General features: G+C 41.4%; 7 protein-coding genes and 1 tRNA gene. 3 read left to right on the forward strand and 5 right to left on the reverse strand.

Annotated features, from left to right (window positions below; translation table 11 throughout):
• Positions 1-22 precede the first annotated feature (22 nt).
• Positions 23-2,383 carry a glycogen debranching protein gene (locus tag ACILP5_RS05225; RefSeq protein ID WP_395617601.1) on the forward strand — a complete coding sequence of 787 codons (2,361 nt, stop codon included), beginning with the start codon at positions 23-25 and terminating at the stop codon, positions 2,381-2,383.
• 106 nt (positions 2,384-2,489) lie between these two features.
• Here the strand turns inward: ACILP5_RS05225 and ACILP5_RS05230 are convergent, their stop codons facing one another.
• The 5 genes from ACILP5_RS05230 to ACILP5_RS05250 all read right to left on the reverse strand — a co-directional run bounded on the left by ACILP5_RS05230 (position 2,490) and on the right by ACILP5_RS05250 (position 16,288).
• Complete coding sequence (locus ACILP5_RS05230) at positions 2,490-3,224, reverse strand: hypothetical protein (RefSeq protein WP_395617602.1); 735 nt, start codon at positions 3,222-3,224, stop codon at positions 2,490-2,492.
• A 4-nt stretch (positions 3,225-3,228) separates the two neighbouring features.
• Positions 3,229-13,983 carry a T9SS type A sorting domain-containing protein gene (locus ACILP5_RS05235; RefSeq protein ID WP_395617603.1) on the reverse strand — a complete coding sequence of 3,585 codons (10,755 nt, stop codon included), beginning with the start codon at positions 13,981-13,983 and terminating at the stop codon, positions 3,229-3,231.
• A gap of 157 nt (positions 13,984-14,140) precedes the next feature.
• Positions 14,141-14,212 (reverse strand) — tRNA-Arg (locus ACILP5_RS05240).
• Between the two features lie 12 nt (positions 14,213-14,224).
• Positions 14,225-14,941: an RluA family pseudouridine synthase gene (locus ACILP5_RS05245; protein ID WP_395617604.1), complete on the reverse strand. Its 717-nt coding sequence runs from the start codon at positions 14,939-14,941 to the stop codon at positions 14,225-14,227.
• Positions 14,942-15,136: 195 nt separating this feature from the next.
• Complete coding sequence (locus ACILP5_RS05250) at positions 15,137-16,288, reverse strand: anhydro-N-acetylmuramic acid kinase (RefSeq protein ID WP_395617605.1); 1,152 nt, start codon at positions 16,286-16,288, stop codon at positions 15,137-15,139.
• A gap of 68 nt (positions 16,289-16,356) precedes the next feature.
• Between ACILP5_RS05250 and lhgO the strand changes: the two genes are divergently transcribed.
• Together lhgO and ACILP5_RS05260 are read left to right on the forward strand one after the other, a co-directional pair.
• The gene (gene lhgO / locus ACILP5_RS05255; protein ID WP_395617606.1) at positions 16,357-17,556 is read left to right on the forward strand and encodes an L-2-hydroxyglutarate oxidase; all 1,200 of its coding nucleotides are present in this window, start codon (positions 16,357-16,359) and stop codon (positions 17,554-17,556) included.
• Between the two features lie 9 nt (positions 17,557-17,565).
• Entirely contained in the window at positions 17,566-19,314 is a 1,749-nt protein-coding gene (locus ACILP5_RS05260) for an ABC transporter ATP-binding protein (protein WP_395617607.1), read from the forward strand.
• The last annotated feature ends 92 nt before the right edge of the window (positions 19,315-19,406 follow it).

The raw sequence follows: 19,406 nt of genomic DNA on the forward strand, positions 1-19,406 counted from the left end.
AATTTGATTAATTTCAGGTTCTATGAGACTTCTTATTTTATTATTGATAAGCACTAGCTTATTCGCTCAAAAATCGGTGTCCGATTTAATTGCGTCATCTGAATCTATCAAGGGGAGCGCGGCCTATTTAGCTACTCCTTTCGTCACTGCTGGCGATAAATTATATCTCGTGGGTCACCAGGACGGGACATTTCCCCCTTTAGGATGGCATGTGAAGGATGAGATGGGAGGGATTTGGGCGCACCCAATAAAATTACTAGACGGATTCGAAGCATCTTATCTGGATCGAGGCAAGCTAATTCAACTTGATCAGGCCTCGCAGTTTATTAATTATCCGTTTGCAAATCAGCAAGTTTACGCGGGCTCAGAAATTCAAGTTAGACGATTTCAATTTGTTCCTGATGGTAAGCAGGCAGTCTATGTAGAATATGTTTTTACCAATAAAACACCAGTCAAAAAGTCCATTAAGTTTTCTTTAGTGACACGTTCGAACTTGAGACCTGTGTGGATAGGGGAAAGAACTGGAATGGTAGATTCGAAGGATGTAGCGCGATTTGTTAAAGGTAAAACGGTGGTGAAGGACTCTGCAAATAATTGGTTCACCGTGGTGGGTAGCTCCTTTTCTGCTACATCTGTGGCCTTACCTCGAAACCCATCAAAACCGAACGCCGCCGTTTCTAAATCCACTTATTCGTTGGAAATTCCAGCGAATGGAAGTTTATCGATTCCATTTGTCATTGCTGGTTCTGTCACTTCTGAGGCAGAAGCTTTAGCTACTTTTTCGAATGTATTGGAAAATGGCGCTCAACTAGCCCTCGCAAAAAAACAACGCTATCAAAAAATAGCCTCAAAATCTGAAATTCAACTATCAGATGCACGGTTAACCCAGGCGATGCGTTGGTTAAAGTACAATGCGGATTGGCTCACTACTGATGTAGATGGCATAGGTCGTGGAATAACGGCAGGCATGCCTGATTATCCTTGGTTTTTTGGTGGGGATATGACTTATTCATTGCAAGGATTAATTTCCTCTGGCAGAAAGGATATTGCTTACAGCACGATTGATTTGATAGCGAAACTATCTGAAAAAACGAATGGAAACGGTCGCATTGTGCATGAAGTCAGTACAAATGGAGCAGTCTATAATCCAGGAAATGTGAATGAGACACCGCAATTTGCCTCCTTGATTTACAAGGTGTATTGTTGGACGGGCGATCGGTCATTTTTAGCGAAGTATTTTCCCCTGGTTGAAAAAGGCTTCGAATGGCTAATGCAGCAGGATAAGGATCAAAACAGTATACCGGATGGGAATGGAATGATGGAGATTCACGGATTAGATTCTGAGATGATTGATGTGGCTGCTTACTCTGCTAAGGCCTTTTTAGATGCTTCCAAAATGGCTCTTGAACTAGGTCGCACAGACTTATCTCGTGATTATTATGCCAAATACGAAGCTATTCGATTAAAAATTAATAGCGATTTTTGGGTACCCTCCTCTAATTCGTATGCAGATTTCAGGGGCACTAAAGTCCAAGCATTGCAATTAACGAAAGATGCTATCGAACGGGCGAAAGGATTAAATAATAATTGGGCAGTCGAAGAATTACAGGCTTTGCAAAAACAGATCAGCGCGAACCCAGATACAACAAAACGGGGTTTTGTGCTTCACCATAATTGGGTAGTGAATACGCCCATGGAGACGGGATTGGCTGATGCTGAAAAAGCCTCTGAAGCCTTGAAAACCGCGGAGAAGTTTCGCAATAAATTTGGGATGTATGTAACCGGAATTGATCGTTCTGAGAATTCAGATAAAGCGGAATCGTATGCTGCCAAAGTAGGGAAATCCGAATTTACTTACACCGGAACCGTAATGACTTTGCCCACTGGAGTACAGGCGATTTCAGAGAATAAGTATGGTCATCCGAATGCTGCTTATGATTTAGTCCAAAGCATGTTGCGGACCTTCTCTTTTGCCTTACCTGGTTCCATCTATGAAGTTTCTCCCGATTATGGGATGATGACTCAGGCCTGGAACAGCTTTGCATTCGAAGTGCCCGTGATTCAACAATTTTTCGGGATTCAACCTTTGGCCTATAAAAAAGAAATACATTTACAGCCCTCCTGGCCGGATTCCTTACCTTCTGGGGTTATTAAAAACGTGGAAATAGGTGATAACCTAGTGACTGTTTCGTATGCTCGTTCAGCAAAAAGAAGTACCTATGATTTAAAGCAATCAAAACCTTGGACGATGCATTTTAGTCCCAGAACTGGTAGCTACAAACGTTGGTTATTAGATGGAAAACGAGTAGAGCCCACATTAGTGAATGGCTGGCCTACAGTTAAATTAAAGGGCTTGCGACACCATCTGGTTTTAATGGATTAGCTTACAAAATTCGGCGTATTGTTTGGGCGGTTACCCAGTTTGCGTCGATTTGATTCATAGCTACAAGCTATCAATTTTCGACTAGTATCCTATCTCTCCCGCACCCTTAAGTTCTAAATTGATAAATGACTGAATAACTCGAGTTCTTTCCGTCGGAAGATTTAACCCTAAAAAAGTACACCTTTCCAGTTTGTACTGGAACATCCATGCTGGTGGCTGTGATATTGGTGAACTGTGCGATAGGTGTTTGTTTTCCATCCACTAAGTCGACGAATAGGGTGTAGGTCAAAGGATCAGATTCCGGATCACTCCCTTTCCAACTGATCGTTACTTTACCATTGGTGATCGTGGCGAAAATAGAAGAGATGGGAGCTGTAATTTCAGCTGGGAAGGGAGCATAATTTACGATGGAAGAACCCGCTAAATAGAAATTCCAAGATTCACTCGTGGCCGTTGTTGTGGTTTTAGTAGTTTTTGAAATCACTCTCCAGGAATATGGAGTGGCTTTATTCAAGGTGACTTTCCGACTAGGGGCAGTTATGTTCGAAAAAGTCTGTACCGCGTTCGTGTTTAAATCCGTCACCAGTAAATCATAGCTTTCAGTATTTGTACCGGCGGCCCAAGTGAAGGTAACTTCCGATTGGTTTGTAGAGACAGAGACTCCTGTCTCACAGATTTTGTTTTTTTCTGGTAAAGATAAGCTCGCTGCCGTAGGAGGATTCACGGTAGGAGTAGGAGGAGTAGGCGGCGTGGGTGCAGGGGCAGGATCCCCTCCACCACCTGCACATGCAGCTAATCCCCATACTAATACCAAAGCAATGTATCGATTGAAGTTTGACATAATATTATTGCTTACTAATTTTTAGAGTCTTGTTAACATGTGATCCCGAAACCTGAATAACATAGGTGCCCGAATCCATTTTAGATAAATCATAAGTGATGGTTCTCGAATTATCGAGATCGCGCGACTCATCTAAGATTGTTTTTTCCAATGAATAAATCAATACTCGAACCGATGGATCAGAACCTGGAACATAAATGGATACCTTACCTGAAGTTGGATTCGGGTATGCTTGTGCTTGTTCAGAGATAAAGATCTCTTGGTCGAGCCTGCCTTGGCATCCTAAATCAGTAGATACGCTGATTTTATTCAATCCAGTCGAAAGAACTTTTGAATATGTAGCCCCAGTTACTTTTTCTGTAACCCCGTTAACTGAAATAGAATAGGATTCAGAACCTGATAAATTCAATACTAAGGTATTTGAACTCGGATTGAATACACTATTGGTTTTCAGCGCCGCAGGCTCTGTAATAATCACATCAAAACATTGTTCGTAGCCTTCTTTTCCTAATACTTGAATACAAACTGAATAGGTATCTTTTGCTAAACCAGTGATGTTTAAGGCTGCCGTTTCTGTCGTATTGTAAGTAAATTGTTTTGAGTAGCCAGAAGAGACTCCTACCGCTTTAATTAAGTAGTTGTAGTTTTTGTTTGCGAAGGCTATTTGGATAGATCCATTATTTGAACCTACGCAGGTAGCAGATCCCATCCCTATCGTATAATTCTTCGCAGGTAGATTAAAGATTTCGCAACCATTCGCATCGATGATGGCCCCAGCAGTAGTATTATTACATTTGTCTGCGTTATCCTTAATTCCATCCCCATCTGTATCAGCTAGCTCGTATTTCACTACTAAAGCAGATGAATTAGCGATACACCCGAACGGACTGACTACGTTCACGGTATAACTTCCATCGTTTTGTGGAATGTATTCAGCAGTTGTAGCCCCTGTAATGACAGTACCATCCTTAGACCATTGGTATTTCGCTCCTGTCACCACTGGTACCTTCAAAGTATAGGTTTTCGTGTCCGTCAGATTGAATACGAAAGTAGATCCCGTAGTCGTAATGGTTACGTCAGGTGAAGGATTCATGGTAACGGTAGTTGATTCAGAAGTCGAGATATCACCTATCGGATAGGTAACGGTAACGTTATAATTACCGCTAGTATTAACCGTGATAGATTGAGTCTTCGCCCCCGTTGACCACGTATAAGACAGTCCACCATCAGAGGCAGTTAACACCACACTTCCACCTGGACAGAATACTTTTTTGCCTGTATTTACAATCTCAACGATCGGCTTTGCTAAAGTAGGGGTGTAATAGTAGGCTTTACTATCTCCTAATTCTCCGAATACGTTTAAGCCCCATGACCAGAGAGAGCCATCTGTTTTCAAGGCTAAAGAATGGTTGCCCCCTGTTGAAATTTCCTTCCAATCGGTTTCAGTGCCTATCCTAGTAGGTGTATTTTTATCAATAATACTACCATCGCCAAGCTGACCATAGTAATTGCTTCCCCAAGCCCACATACTACCATCTGTTTTTAGAAGCATTTTATGATAGGATAAACCAGAAAGTGATAATTTATTGATGCTATTTATGTTAATTAGGGTAGGAATATTTTTATTTGTGTTTGTTCCATCTCCTAGTTGACCTCTTAAATTATAGCCCCATCCCCATAAAGTTCCATCTTTTTTAAGCGCATAGGATTGATCGCTTCCTGTTTCAATAGACACCCAATCGTTAGCATTACCTATTTGAATCGGAATAGTAGTATTTGTAGTGTTTCCACTTCCTAATTGGCCATTAAAATTGTACCCCCATGCCCAAATAGTGCCATTGGATTTTAATCCAATGGCATGACCCCAACCAGCAGAGATCGAAACCCAATCAGTATTATTTCCAATTTGAATCGGTATGCTAGAATTTGCGGTATTTCCATTTCCTAATTGACCATAAAAATTTGCTCCCCAAGCCCAAAGCGTCCCATTTTTCTTGATGCCGTATGAAGTTTGTTCAGCGGCATGCACATATGCCCAGTCCGATGTAGTTCCTATTTGTATGTGAATGTTTTTAGAAGTAGTAGTACCATCTCCTAATTGTCCAACATTATTTGCTCCCCATGCCCATAAAGTTCCATCCTTTTTTAAAGCAATTGAATGATTATAACCTAAAGACAAAGTTTGCCAATTAGCACTTGTGCCTATTTGAACGGGTACATCTAAATTTCTATCTGATCCATTTCCTAGCTGACCTTCGCTATTATTGCCCCATGCCCACAATGTTCCATCTTTTTTAATCGCTGCAGATCGGTAGGTAGTTGTATATATTTTATCCCAGGTCAAGTCAGTGCCTACTTGTCTAACATTGGTACTATAAGAAAAATTACCTTTTCCTAGTTGTCCTGAAAGATTATAACCCCATGAAAAGACATTATTTTGCTTATCAAGAGCCAAAACATGGTTAGAACCAACGGCGCCAGATCTCCAATTAGTGGCATTTCCAATTTGTGTCAAACCACTATAGTTTCCTGAATTACCCTGACCTAGCTGACCATAAGCATTGAATCCAATTGCCCATAGCGTTCCATTCGATTTGATAGCTAAACTTACAGATCCTGAAGGTGGAATATATAAATTAGACCAATTGGTTTCGGCACCTACTTGAGTAGGATTTAAAACAGTACTCGATGTTGTACTACCAAATCTATTATAAGAATTATTTCCCCAGCCCCAAAGTGTTCCATCCGTTCTTAAAGCGAAAACATAATTATTTCCACTATCGATTATTGCCCAGTCTGTTGAATTACCTATTTGAGTTGGAGTATTTTTATTGATAGTTGATCCATCTCCTAATTGGCTTTGGTTATTTTGACCCCAGGCAAAAAGTTGTCCATTGGATTTGATTGCATAAGAACTATTTCCACCGGCTGATATGGAAACCCAATCGGTATCTGTACCAATTTGTGTAGGAGATAGTAAGGTCGAAGAATTTCCATTACCTAATTGTCCGTTTAAATTATACCCCCATGCCCAAATGGTACCATTTGTTTTAAGCGCAACACTGTGGTTAAATCCGACAGATATGGATTCCCAATCAGTAGCGACTCCAATTCGAATTGGGACCAAGGATTCAGCTATAGTCGCATCTCCAAGACCTAAGTATCCATTGGATCCATTTTGTCCCCAACCCCATAAGCTGCCATCTTTTTTAAGAGCAATGGTGAAACTACTCGTTGTAGCCACCATTTTCCAATCATTCGCTGTTCCCACTTGAACGGCAATACTTTGATTTATTTTATTGCCTATTCCTAGTTGTCCTAAGCTATTATTTCCCCAGGCCCATAAGGTACCATTTGGTTTAATTAAGAAACTGCTATTAGATCCGGCGAAAACTTTTGCAGGCGTGAGCGTATCTGATAAGGCATAGGTAATCGTTTGCGAAACAGATGAAGAAACGCAGCCAAACGTATTTGTGACATTTACCGAATAAACGCCATTCTTTTTAGGCACGTAATTATTTATGATAGCACCAGGAATGGCAACCCCATTGTTCAGCCATTGGTAAGAAACACCTGTTGCAGAAGGCACCGTTAGCTTATAGGTTTTTAAATCCTCTAAACGATTAACTGTCATCGAACCAGTGGTGCTTATAGTCGTGCTAGGTAAGACTGGAACAATATAAGGATCAGAAGTGCTGACATCACCAATAGGGTAGGTAACTGTGACACTATAAGAACCACCCGTAGTAACGGTGATGGATCGTGTAGTGGCACCAGTAGACCAGGTATAAGAAAGTCCACCCCCTGAAGCTGTTAATATACCACCAGTGCTACCAGGACAGAATGTTTTTCTTTCCGAGGAAGTGATATCGACGATAGGTTTTGCCAAAGTAGGGGAGTAGAAAATTGATTTACCATCCCCAAGTTGTGCATAGTATTTATCACCCCAAGCCCAAAGACTTCCATCTGATTTGATTGCAAGCGAATGATCTCTCCCCGCAGCTATATCTGTCCAGTCTGAATCTGTTCCTAATCTTTGAGGTATATTTTTATTAGTTGTAGAACCATCACCTAGTTGTCCATTTGCATTATTTCCCCATAGCCACAGGCTACCATCTGACTTTAAGGTCATCAAATGATTTGAAAGTGTTGAAGCCGGCCATTTAATCGAATTATTTAGGGCTAGTAATTGAGTGGGCGCATTTTTGTTAGTATTTGTCCCGTCACCAAGTCCACCCTCAACATTATTTCCCCAAAGCCAAACAGTTCCATTTTTTTTGACAGCCAGTGAGCTATTATATCCAGCTTGAATATAGTCCCAGTCAGTAGCAGTTCCCACTTGAGTAGGCGTACTCATATTTGTTGTGTTTCCTAATCCTAGTTGACTAAAATTATTTAATCCCCATGCCCATAGGGTTCCATTCGATTTTAATGCTAAAACATGGTTTGAACCTGCAGATATGGCAGTCCAATCAGAAGCGGATCCTATTTGAATTGGAATTGATGAAGTAATCGAGAATGTACCAGAGGCAATATTTCCCCAATACCAGATAGTTCCATTTGTTTTCACTCCAACAGAATGAGTTAGTGCGGTTGAAACCGTTTTCCAATCGGTAGCAGTACCTATTTGTACAGGAGTAGTCCGTTGGATAATTGTACCATCACCTAGTTGTCCGGAAGAATTAAATCCCCAACCCCATAGACTTCCATTGGCTTTTATGGCAAGAGTCTGGTATCCACCTAAGGATACATATTTCCAATCTTTTCCTGTTCCCACTTGTTTGGGAATATCAACATTGGTTGCAGATAAACCATCTCCTAATTGCCCATATCTATTCCTTCCCCACATCCAAAGGCTTCCATCTTTTTTGATTGCGGCTGAATGAACAAGTCCAGCAAATACTTTTTCCCAGCTAAAATCATTACCGACTTGTCTAGGAACGGCAATGTAAGTATTCCCTTTTCCTAGTTGTCCACTAAAATTATCACCCCAAGAATATAGGTTGTTTAGATTGTCTAGTGCTAAAGAATAGGTAGTTCCTAAAGCTAAAGAATTGGAAGTTCCTAGAGCTAAAGATCTCCAAGAATTACTGGTTCCTATTTGCGTGAATGAAGTAGAGTTATTTGTATTTCCTTGTCCAAGTTGACCTGAAAAGTTGTTTCCAGAAGACCAAATGGTACCATTTGCCTTCAGGGCAAATCCATGATTAATTGATAAGCCAATGTTAGTCCAATTTAAATCTGTACCTATTTGTGTAGGTTCTGAAATATTTTCTAAGGTCCCATTCCCTAATTGGCCATCGGAATTTAATCCCCAAGCCCATAAACTTCCATTTGTTTTAAGTGCAAGAACACTATAATTACTGCCTTTAATCATCCCCCAGTCAGTTGAATTACCAATTAAAGTAGGGATGTTTTTTGAAACAGTAGTTCCATCCCCTAGCTGCCTCGATGAATTTTGCCCCCAAGCGTATAGACTTCCATTATTTTTAATGGCATAGGAACTATATCCTCCTGCTGAAATAGAAGCCCAATCTGTATCTGTACCAATTTGTGTAGGACTTAATAAGGTTGTGGAATTTCCATTACCAAGTTGTCCATCAAAATTATATCCCCAAGACCAAATAGTTCCATTTGTTTTGAGCGCAATGATATGGTTAAATCCCACAGAAATAGATTCCCAATCAGTTGCCACCCCAATTCGTATCGGAACTAATGATTCTGCTATAGTAGCATCTCCTAATCCTAAATATCCAGAGCTTCCATTAAAACCCCAAGCCCATAAACTACCATCTTTTTTGATAGCGATAGTGTATAAATTTGAAGAAGCTACCATTTTCCAATCACTCGCTGTTCCCACTTGAACCGCAATGCTTTGGTTGATTTTATTTCCTATTCCTAGTTGGCCATTGATATTGCTACCCCATGCCCATAAGGTCCCATTTGGTTTAATTATGAAACTGCTATTTCCTCCAGCGAAAACAGCAGAAGGCGTGAGCGTTTCCGATAAGGCATAGGTAACGGTTTGTGAAACAGATGAAGAAACGCAGCCAAAAGTATTCGTGATATTTACCGAATAAGTGCCATTCTTTTTAGGGACGTAATTATTCGAGATAGCTCCAGGAATGGCAACCCCATTGTTAAGCCATTGGTAAGAAACACCTGTTGCAGAAGGCACGGTTAGCTTATAGGTTTTTAGATCTTCTAAACGATTAACCTTCATCGAACCAGTGGTACTTAGCGTCGTGCTAGGTATAGCTGGAATAACTACGGTTTCAGTAGAAGTGCTAACATCACCAATTGGGTAGGTGACTGTGACACTGTAAGATCCACTCGTCGTAATGGTGATGGATCGTGTAGTGGCACCAGTGGACCAGGTATAAGATAGTCCTCCTTCGGTAGCGGTAAGCACTATGGTGCCACTTGTACAGTAGGTTGATTTACTTGATTGGGTAATTTCTACGATTGGTTTTGCAAGAGTGGGAGTGTAGAATTGTGAATTAGAATTCCCTAATTGGCCATAGATATTACTCCCCCAAGACCATAAACTACCATCGGATTTTGTCGCAAGTGTATGGCTGGCTCCTACCGCAAATTCTTTCCAGTCAGTATCTATACTAATTTTAGTGGGTGTAGGATTTGGATTATTTGAAGCCGTTCCATTACCTAATTGTCCAGCAATATTAGCACCCCATGACCAAAGAGTACCATCTGATTTTTGTATTAAGTTATGGTCTGCTGCTGATGAATTTGAAAACTTAGTTACATTGTTTAAACTAATTTGAGTAGGTGATGTTTTGTTTATTGTCGTACCATCAGCTAATTCACCATCAATATTGGATCCCCACGTCCAGATTGTCCCATCTCTTTTTTGAGCAATAGAATATTCACCACCTGCTTGGATAGCAATCCAATCAGCACTAGTACCTATTTGAATGGGCGTATTTATTTGTGTTAAAGTCCCATTTCCCAATTGGCCTAATTGATTTCTTCCCCAAGCCCATAGTGTTCCATTGGATTTTAATCCTAAAGTGTGAGTATTCCCAGCAGATATTGAAACCCAATCCGAATTATTGCCTATTTGGATCGGAATATTTGAACTTGTGTTATTCCCATTTCCTAATTGTCCATTCGCATTATTTCCCCAAGCCCATAAAGTACCATTATTTTTTAAAGCGAAGGAACTTGAACCTCCTGCAGCAGTCAATTTCCAGTCAGTCGATATTCCTAATTGGATAGGGCTATTTTTTTGAATAGTTGTCCCATCCCCTAATTGGCCACTAGAATTTAATCCCCAAGCCCAAAGTGTACCATCTGTTTTTAAGGCTAATCCATGATAAAAGCCAAGTGAAACCGATTTCCAATTAGTAGAATTAGTAATTAAAGTTGGATTCTCTTTATTTATGACCGTACCATCACCTAACTGACCAAATTGATTTCTTCCCCAATTCCAAAGAGTGCCATCTTTTTTTATGGCCCCTGAAAATGAAATACTAGCATAAGCTTTATCCCAGACTAAATCAGTGCCCACTTGTTTAATATTAGTGTTAAAATATGTCTTTTTTCCTAATTGAGAATAGCCATTATATCCCCAAGAATAAAGTTTATTTTGATTATCTAATGCTAATGTATGCTCTGATCCCATTGCGACAGATGACCAATTCGTACTATTACCTACCTGGGTAAACAAACTGTTATCTGTGGCATTTCCTAATCCTAATTGACCAAAGGTATTCAATCCTGCCGACCACAAGGTTCCATTAGCCTTTAATGCAAAGCTGAAAGATCCTTGTGCTGACAAAGAAATATCTATCCAATCTGTATCAGTTCCAATTTGTATAGGATTGACATATGTGGTAGAGTTACCTAATTGACCATATTGACTATATCCCCAACCCCATAAAGTTCCATTTGCTTTTAACGCCATGGCATATGCATATCCACTCGCTATTTTTATCCAATCGTTCGAGGAGCCTACTCTAGTCGGTGAATTTCTGTTATTTCCACTAGTTCCATCACCTATCTCTCCCGAGAAGTTATTACCCCAAGCAAATAAATTTCCATTGTTTTTTATTGCATATGAGGTACTATTACTACTTGCTATTTCGGACCAATCTGAATCTGATCCAATTTGAACTGGAGAAATTCTCGTAGTGCTTGTCCCATCGCCTAATTGTCCATTACCATTAAATCCCCATGCCCATATGGTACCATTAGACTTAAGTGCAATACTGTGGTTCCCACCAACAGAAATTGATTTCCAATCATTTGATGTTCCAATTCGTATGGGGACTAATGATTCAGTTGTATTGGCATCGGCGATTCCTAATAAACCATTGACTCCATTTTGCCCCCATCCCCAAAGGGTACCATCTTTCTTTAGACCAATAGTAAATGTACTTGCTGTTGCAACCATTAACCAATCTGTTGATGTACCAACTTGTGTGGCATAAGTTTGATTAATCTTGTTGCCAATTCCTAATTGTCCTCGATCGTTTCTACCCCAAGCCCACAGAGTTCCGTCTGCTTTAATTTGAAAACTAGAATTTGCACTGGCAAAAATCTTAGGTTTAGGGGTAGTAGTTGCGGCAAATAATTGGGTAGGGGTTGATATATATCCAAATTCTCCAATGCCTAAGTCGCCATCCAAGTTATTTCCCCATGACCATAGGCTGCCATCTGATTTAATTGCAAAAGTACTGGATGAGGGTCCGACATAAATTTTATCCCAATTGGTTTCTGTTCCTACTCTGGTCCCAGTAAAATTATTGGTAACAGTCCCGTTCCCTAAATTTCCAAAATCATTTTTTCCCCAAGTATAAAGTGAACCATCTGTTTTGATAGCACCAGAATGGTTATATGATGATGCAACAGTCCTTATATTGTTTAAACTTGAAATTTGAGTAGGCAACAAAATTTGCCTTGTTGTCGATGGGTCAAAACCTAGATTTCCTTGGGAATTTGTCCCCCATGACAATAGATTCCCACTCGAATTTAAGGCAATTGTTCCCTCATAGCTAGTTGAGATTGCTGTCCAGTTTGACAGATTCCCTATTCTTTGAGGAGTACTGTAATTTGTGTAGGAGTTCAAACCTAATTGGCCGGCCCAATTTTCTCCCCAGCTCCATAATGTTCCATCTGTTTTTAAACCAATTGTGTTAATAAAATTGGCTCCAATGCTTTTCCAATTTAAATCAGTTCCAATTTGGATTGGTGAAAGAATATTATCAGTTGTAGTATTAGAAATTGAATTACCCCAATTGGCTCCCCAGGCCCATAAACTGCCATTGGTTTTAATTGCATAAACATTACTAGCAATAGCAAAAATTTTATCCCAGTCGGTAGCAATTCCAGTTTGAGCGATGGTCAACCTTGAAATAGTGTTTCCCGTACCTAAATAGCCATTTGTATTATCTCCCCAAGTCCAGAGCGTACCATCTGTTTTTATGGCAGCAAAGCTACCCCAGGTAGCTACTATCGATTTCCAATTTGTTCCAGTGCCGATTTGAATAGGTGTGTTAGTGCTTGCCTTTGTGTTATTCCCAAAAATCCCGGAACTATTATTGCCCCAGGCCCACAAGGTTCCATCTAACTTTATTCCGAAAGTGGTCCCATTACTGTTAGGGCATATCTCTTTCCATCCAATAGTACTTTCAACTCTTACTGGTGTTTTTTTGAAAGAATCAATTCCCAAACCAAGGAGCCCACTTTGATTTGATCCCCAAATCCAAATGCTTTTGTCTGATTTTATACCAATAGAGGAATTAAAACCAAGATAAATATTTTCCCAGTTAAGTTCATTGCCGATTTGAGTCGGTACCGTTGTAATTTCCCCCGGTAGTCTCCCACTTACACCTTGATTGTTGATACCCCATGACCAAATGGAACCATTAGATTTAATTGCCATTGAGCTTAGATACCCTGCTGAAATTCTTTTCCAATTATTGTCAGTTCCAATTCTTAGAGGCGTAAGTTGGGAAGATATGTTATACGTACCTATTCCAATTATTGTTATGTTAATACCTCCCCAAGTCCATAAGCTTCCATCTTGTTTGATTGCTAAAACATGGTTGCTACCAGCCTCTACTATTTTCCAATTTGTATCTGAATTAACTTGAATGGGTACATTAGAATTGTTTGTAGAATTATTTCCAAAAGTACCACCATTAAAACCCCAAGCCCATAGAGTTCCATTTTGTTTGATAGCGATAGTAGAATTATTTGATAATGTTACGCTAGACCAATTAGATTCAGTTCCGAGTTTAGTAGGAACACCTTTATTCACAGTCGTACCATCTCCTAATTCTCCGTTTCCATTGCTGCCCCAATTCCAAAGTGTCCCGTCTGTTTTTAACCCAACAACAATATTTCCATTAGTGGTGATAAATTTCCAATTATTGTCAGTGCCTACTTGCCCAGGCACTAATCTTTGTATCTCTGATGAATTATTATTCCCGAATTTATTTGAATTGTTTAGTCCCCAAGCCCATAAGGTTCCATCTCTTTTAATCCCAAATGATGTATTATTACTTGTTGCTACAGAAATCCATTGTGAGTTAGGCACTATATTTACCGGAATATTCCGATTTGTTGTAGTTCCATCTCCTAATTGTCCACTCGAATTATTTCCCCATGCCCAAAGGCTACCATCTTCTTTAATAAACAAGGTGGTATTACTCTCTGAGGAAGCAATTTGGCCGTTGGAAAGGTAGCTCAGAAATAATATTATGTTTATTAAAAGGAATAAAGCTTTTTTCATAGTCAAGCAGAATAGGTTTTGACTTTCAAAATAAGAATATCATATATAAAGGAAAAGAATTATTTATTTAACGGTAATTTTGTTAAGCGCTGAAAGCTTGATAGTTACCAAATAAAAAAGGCTTCCTATCACTAGAAAGCCTTTGATTTTAATGGAGTAGCCCCGGAAGGAATCGAACCTTCATCTTAGGTACCGGAAACCTACATTCTATCCATTGAACTACGGAGCCAGGGCTGTAAAATTACGAATACTTCTCTAAAGTCTTGACCAGCACATTGAAATCTTTTGGATACGGCGCCTCTACAGTGATAGGGTCGCCATTCAGCAGATTAAAAGATAAGCTATGAGCATGAAGCGCTACGCGGCGCATCACAGACAGTTCTTCGGTGTCCTTTTTTAAGTGGAAATTGCGTTTTAAATCAGATAGGTAGATCTCGGGTCCTCCATACATCGCGTCTGAAACGATGGGCGCTTTGAGGCAGGTGAGGTGAATGCGGATTTGGTGCATACGTCCAGTGATAGGCATGCATTCGACCAAAGTATAGCCACGGAATACTTTCAATGTGCGGAACCAGGTTTCGGCGTGCTTTCCTTTGGCCCGATCAATCACCACCTTTCCATCTTTCAATGGAAGTATGGGCAAATTCACTAAAAATCCATCCCAATCCTGCATTCCCTCTACGACCGCATGGTAGCGCTTTGCCGTTTCGCGGTGCTCGAATTGCATGGATATGTGGCGGTATGCCTCTGGGTTTTTGGCAATCACCAAAGCCCCGGAAGTCTCCTTATCTAAACGGTGACCCACCTGTGCATCCGACGAATATTCCTTTGCTAAACGCAGTATCGCCGGTGCCAAATCATCCTTCCGCTCATCCAGCGTCGAAATGCCAGAGGGCTTGTTAATCACGATAAAATCAGCATCCTCGAAAAGGATGGAATCGGTAAATTTGTATTTCATATGTTTCGCCGCTGTGCGGCGCAGTAATCAGTATCCGGTAATCAGTAGTCAGTAGTCGGTAGTCAGTGGTCAGTAGCCAGTGGTCAGTCACTAGTCGAAAGTACGGAGGACAATATTTACCATTCACCAGTTATCATTTAAATTCATTCATCATTCACCACTTACCATTCACCATTTTATAAAAATCTCCGATTTTTATAAAGAAATTTTTCCAAAATTTACCCACGGCGAATCCCCCAACCTCTCCGAACTTGGCGAATCCGCTAACGTCTCATTTGCTAATAAAGCAAATAAAACAGCCTCCTTCGCTGCCGAAGGCATGCCTAACTCATCACTTTCGCAAACGCGGAAGGGAAGAAGCTCGGCTAAACGCGCCATGATGACCGGGTTTTTGCTTCCGCCACCACTCACATAAACCGTACCCTCCACAGAAGAGGGAATGTAAGTTTTCATAGCGAGGGCGATGCTTTGGGCGGTGAATTCAGTCAAGGTCGCGATTAAATCAGCTGGGCTGATGGAGCCGTGGACGATGTCTAAATTAAAATATTCTGGGCCGGTGCTTTTTGGGAAAGAATCCTTGAAAAAGCTCAGGCTCATGAGTTCTGCTAAAATGCCTGTATCGATTTTTCCGGAGCGAGCGATGGCGCCATCTTCGTCGTATGCTTGATTGAAATAGCGGCGAACGGCTGCGTCGATCAAGGTATTTCCAGGGCCGGTATCGGTTACTAAGATGCCAGCTGGATCGCCAGAGGCAGGTAAATAAGTAAAGTTACCGATGCCTCCAATGTTTAATAAGATACGGTTTGCACCTTTTTTCGAGAACAAGAAATAGTCGCCAAACATCGCTAAAGGCGCTCCTTCACCGCCGGCTGCTACGTGTTTTTGGCGGAAGTCAGAAAGGGTAATGATGCCGGTTAGGTGGGCAATATGATCTCCGTCGCCTATTTGCAAGGTCGAGTGTGGGAGTTTTCCGGTTCTATCTGGGCGATGCATGACGGTTTGACCGTGGGAGGCAACTGCGTCTACATCAGATGGATTAACACCCCAGCCAGCTAAAACCTCTAAAATAAGTGAGGCATGCAAACGTCCAATTTGGGCGTTAAGTGTGGACAGGGTGGGGAAATGAATGTTTTCTTTGGCAAAAACCGAACGAATGGACTCCTTAAAATCTGCTGGATAGGGGCGGGTGTCGTAATGCAAAATCTCGTAAGACGTGTCCAGCCCGAAACCCGTGAAACGAACCAGTGCTAAGTCCAATCCGTCCAAAGACGTACCCGACATCAAACCTAAAATGGTGCGAGTCGGGGCTTTGGCAATCTGATACAAACGTTCTATCCTGGGATTCATCCTTCAAAGCTACGAATAATTCTTTTTACCACCGTTTAGCCCTATATTTGTTCTTCAAATTTCATTTTATGGCATTAGACGTAATCATCGTAGGCGGCGGCATCGTAGGCCTCGCAACGGCGCATCGCTTATTAGAGGCACGCCCAGATCTTCACATCGCTTTGTTTGAGAAAGAAAGCATGGTTTCGATGCACCAAACAGGTAATAATTCCGGCGTTATCCACTCCGGATTGTATTATAAGCCGGGTTCGTTAAAGGCCAAAAACTGCATCGAAGGCTACCACCAATTAATTGATTATTGTACTCAGGAGAACATCCCGTTCGAATTAACGGGTAAAGTGGTAGTAGCTTCCACACAGGAGCAGCGTCCGCAATTGGACACTTTGTTCCAACGAGGTCAAGAAAATGGTTTGGCAGGTATTCGGAAATTGAATTTGGAGGAAATGCGTGAATACGAACCGCACGTGACGGGAGTAGAAGGGATGTTTGTTCCCCAAACGGGTATTGTGGATTACCGTGCCATGGCAGCAAAATTAGCTGTCGGGGCTCAAATCAAGGGTTGCGAAATTCACCTAGGAGAACAAGTACTCGATATTAAAAAAGGCTTGACTTTCTCTATCGTAGAAACGACGAAGTCAGTATATGAGGCGAAATTAATTATTAATTGCGCGGGTCTTTACTCAGATAAAGTGGCCCAAATGACGCAAAGAGATCCATTAGACGTGCGCATCATACCGTTCCGTGGGGAATATTTCAAATTAAGAAAAGACAAAGAATACTTAGTCAAGAACCTGATATATCCGGTTCCAGATCCCAACTTCCCTTTCTTAGGCGTTCACTTTACCCGCATGATGAAAGGTGGCGTGGAGGCGGGACCTAATGCGGTTTTGGCGTTCAAGAAAGAGGGTTACAAGAAATTAGGGGTTGATGCCAAGGAGCTTTGGGAAACATTAACCTGGCCAGGCTTCCAAAAAGTAGCCTTGAAATACTGGGAAACGGGTTTAGGCGAAATGTATCGCAGCTTCTCAAAAGAGGCCTTTACGAAGGCTTTGCAAGTATTAATTCCGGAGATTCAAATCAACGATTTAGTTGAAGGTGGGGCAGGTGTGAGAGCTCAGGCTTGCGACAGAGAAGGCGGATTATTAGACGATTTCTCGATTGTGGAGGACGCGAAAGTGATCAATGTGTTGAACGCGCCAAGTCCTGCGGCGACGTCCTCTTTAGCGATTGGAAAAACGATTGCGGAGATGGCTCTGTCACGATTTTAAAAAACTTACATGAAATTATTACTGAATTATTTGAGTGTGTACCGCTGGCGCGTGCTAGGGGCATTAGCCCTGGCAGCTACGAACCAGATCTTCTCTTTGATGGATCCCTATATTTTCAGGAAGATCATCGACGATGTGGCGGCGGTGTATCGCTCAGATACCCACACGATGGACCAATTCGTCGCGGCGATTTGGCCTTTAGCCTTAGCGTCCGTGGGCGTGGCGTTCGTGAGCCGGGTGGCGAAAAACTTTCAGGATTATTTCATTAACACGGTAACCCAAAAAGTAGGTGCAAACCTCTATTCCGATGGAATCCGTCATTCCTTAGAACTGCCTTACGAAACCTTTGAAGACCAAAGATCCGGCGAGACCCTAGGTAAACTCCAAAAAGTCCGTACCGACGTCGAGAAACTGATCACTTTAGGAATTAACATTTTATTCCAATCTGTCATTGCCTTGATTTTCATCTCGGTCTACGCCTTTTCCGTGCATTGGATGGTGATGCCCTTATTCTTAATCACGGGTCCACTCATCGGTTATGTATCTTCCGTATTAAGTAAGAAGATTAAAGTGATTCAGATTGAAATCGTCAAAGAATCGACCGGCCTAGCGGGATCTACCACGGAATCTTTGCGCAATATCGAGTTAGTAAAATCCCTTGGTTTGGCAGAGCAAGAAATCGCCCACTTAAATGCGACTACGGAGAAAATTCTGAAACTTGAATTGAAGAAAGTGCGTTACGTTCGCTCCATGGCCTTTGTTCAAGGAACCTGCGTGAACTTGTTGCGCATGTTGATGGTGGTCGTTTTGATTTACTTGATCTACGAAGGAAAGATTACGATCGGTCAATTCTATTCGTTAAACATCTATTCGTTCTTCCTCTTTAATCCATTGCAAGAGATTGGTAATGTGGTGAATACCTACCGCGAGGCGGAGGTTTCATTGCAGAATTTCGAGCAGGTATTAAGCATTCCATCGGAGAAGAAACCAGCGAATCCGAAAACGATTTCGTCTATTCAGGAATTGAAATTTGATCACGTTTCATTCAAACACCAGTCCGCGACGACCGAAGCATTGAATGGAATTACGTTCTCGGTTAAAGGAGGCGAGACGATTGCTTTCGTAGGTCCATCGGGTGCAGGAAAATCGACTTTGGTAAAATTATTAGTGGGTCTTTACAGACCTAAGAAGGGTCAAGTATATTATAATGGCGAGCCGAGCGATGCAATCGATTTCGATCAATTACGTAAAAAGATTGGTTTCGTGACTCAGGATACACAATTGTTCTCCGGATCGATTCGCGAGAATTTGTTATTCGTAAACCCAAATGCAACGGACGCCCAGTGCATGGAGGTGTTAGAAAAGGCCGCTTGCCAAAGCCTCTTAGCCAGAGCCGACAAAGGTCTTGATTCCCTAATCGGAGAAGGTGGAGTAAAAGTATCCGGAGGAGAGAAGCAACGTTTAAGTATTGCGCGTGCACTTTTACGTGATCCGAACTTATTGGTTTTCGATGAGGCGACGTCTGCACTAGACTCTTTAACCGAAGAAGAAATTTCCGAAACGATTCGTTCTTTATCCGTTGATACGGAACACCTTACGATCTTGATCGCCCACCGTTTATCGACAGTGATGCATGCGACGAGGATCTATGTGTTAGAAAAAGGACAGATCGTGGAAGAGGGCTCTCACGACGATTTAGTGGCGAGCAAAGGACTGTATTTTGCGATGTGGAGACAGCAGGTAGGAGAAAACAAATAATTTATTTTGCTTTTTCTATAATTGCCAAAGATTCTTTGGCATAAACTATCACTCTACAAATCGAATTGCGTATATTTAACGTTTGAAAAAAT

Source organism: Aquirufa sp. (genome assembly GCF_044239315.1).
In the GTDB taxonomy this organism is placed as follows: Bacteria; Bacteroidota; Bacteroidia; order Cytophagales; family Spirosomataceae; genus Aquirufa.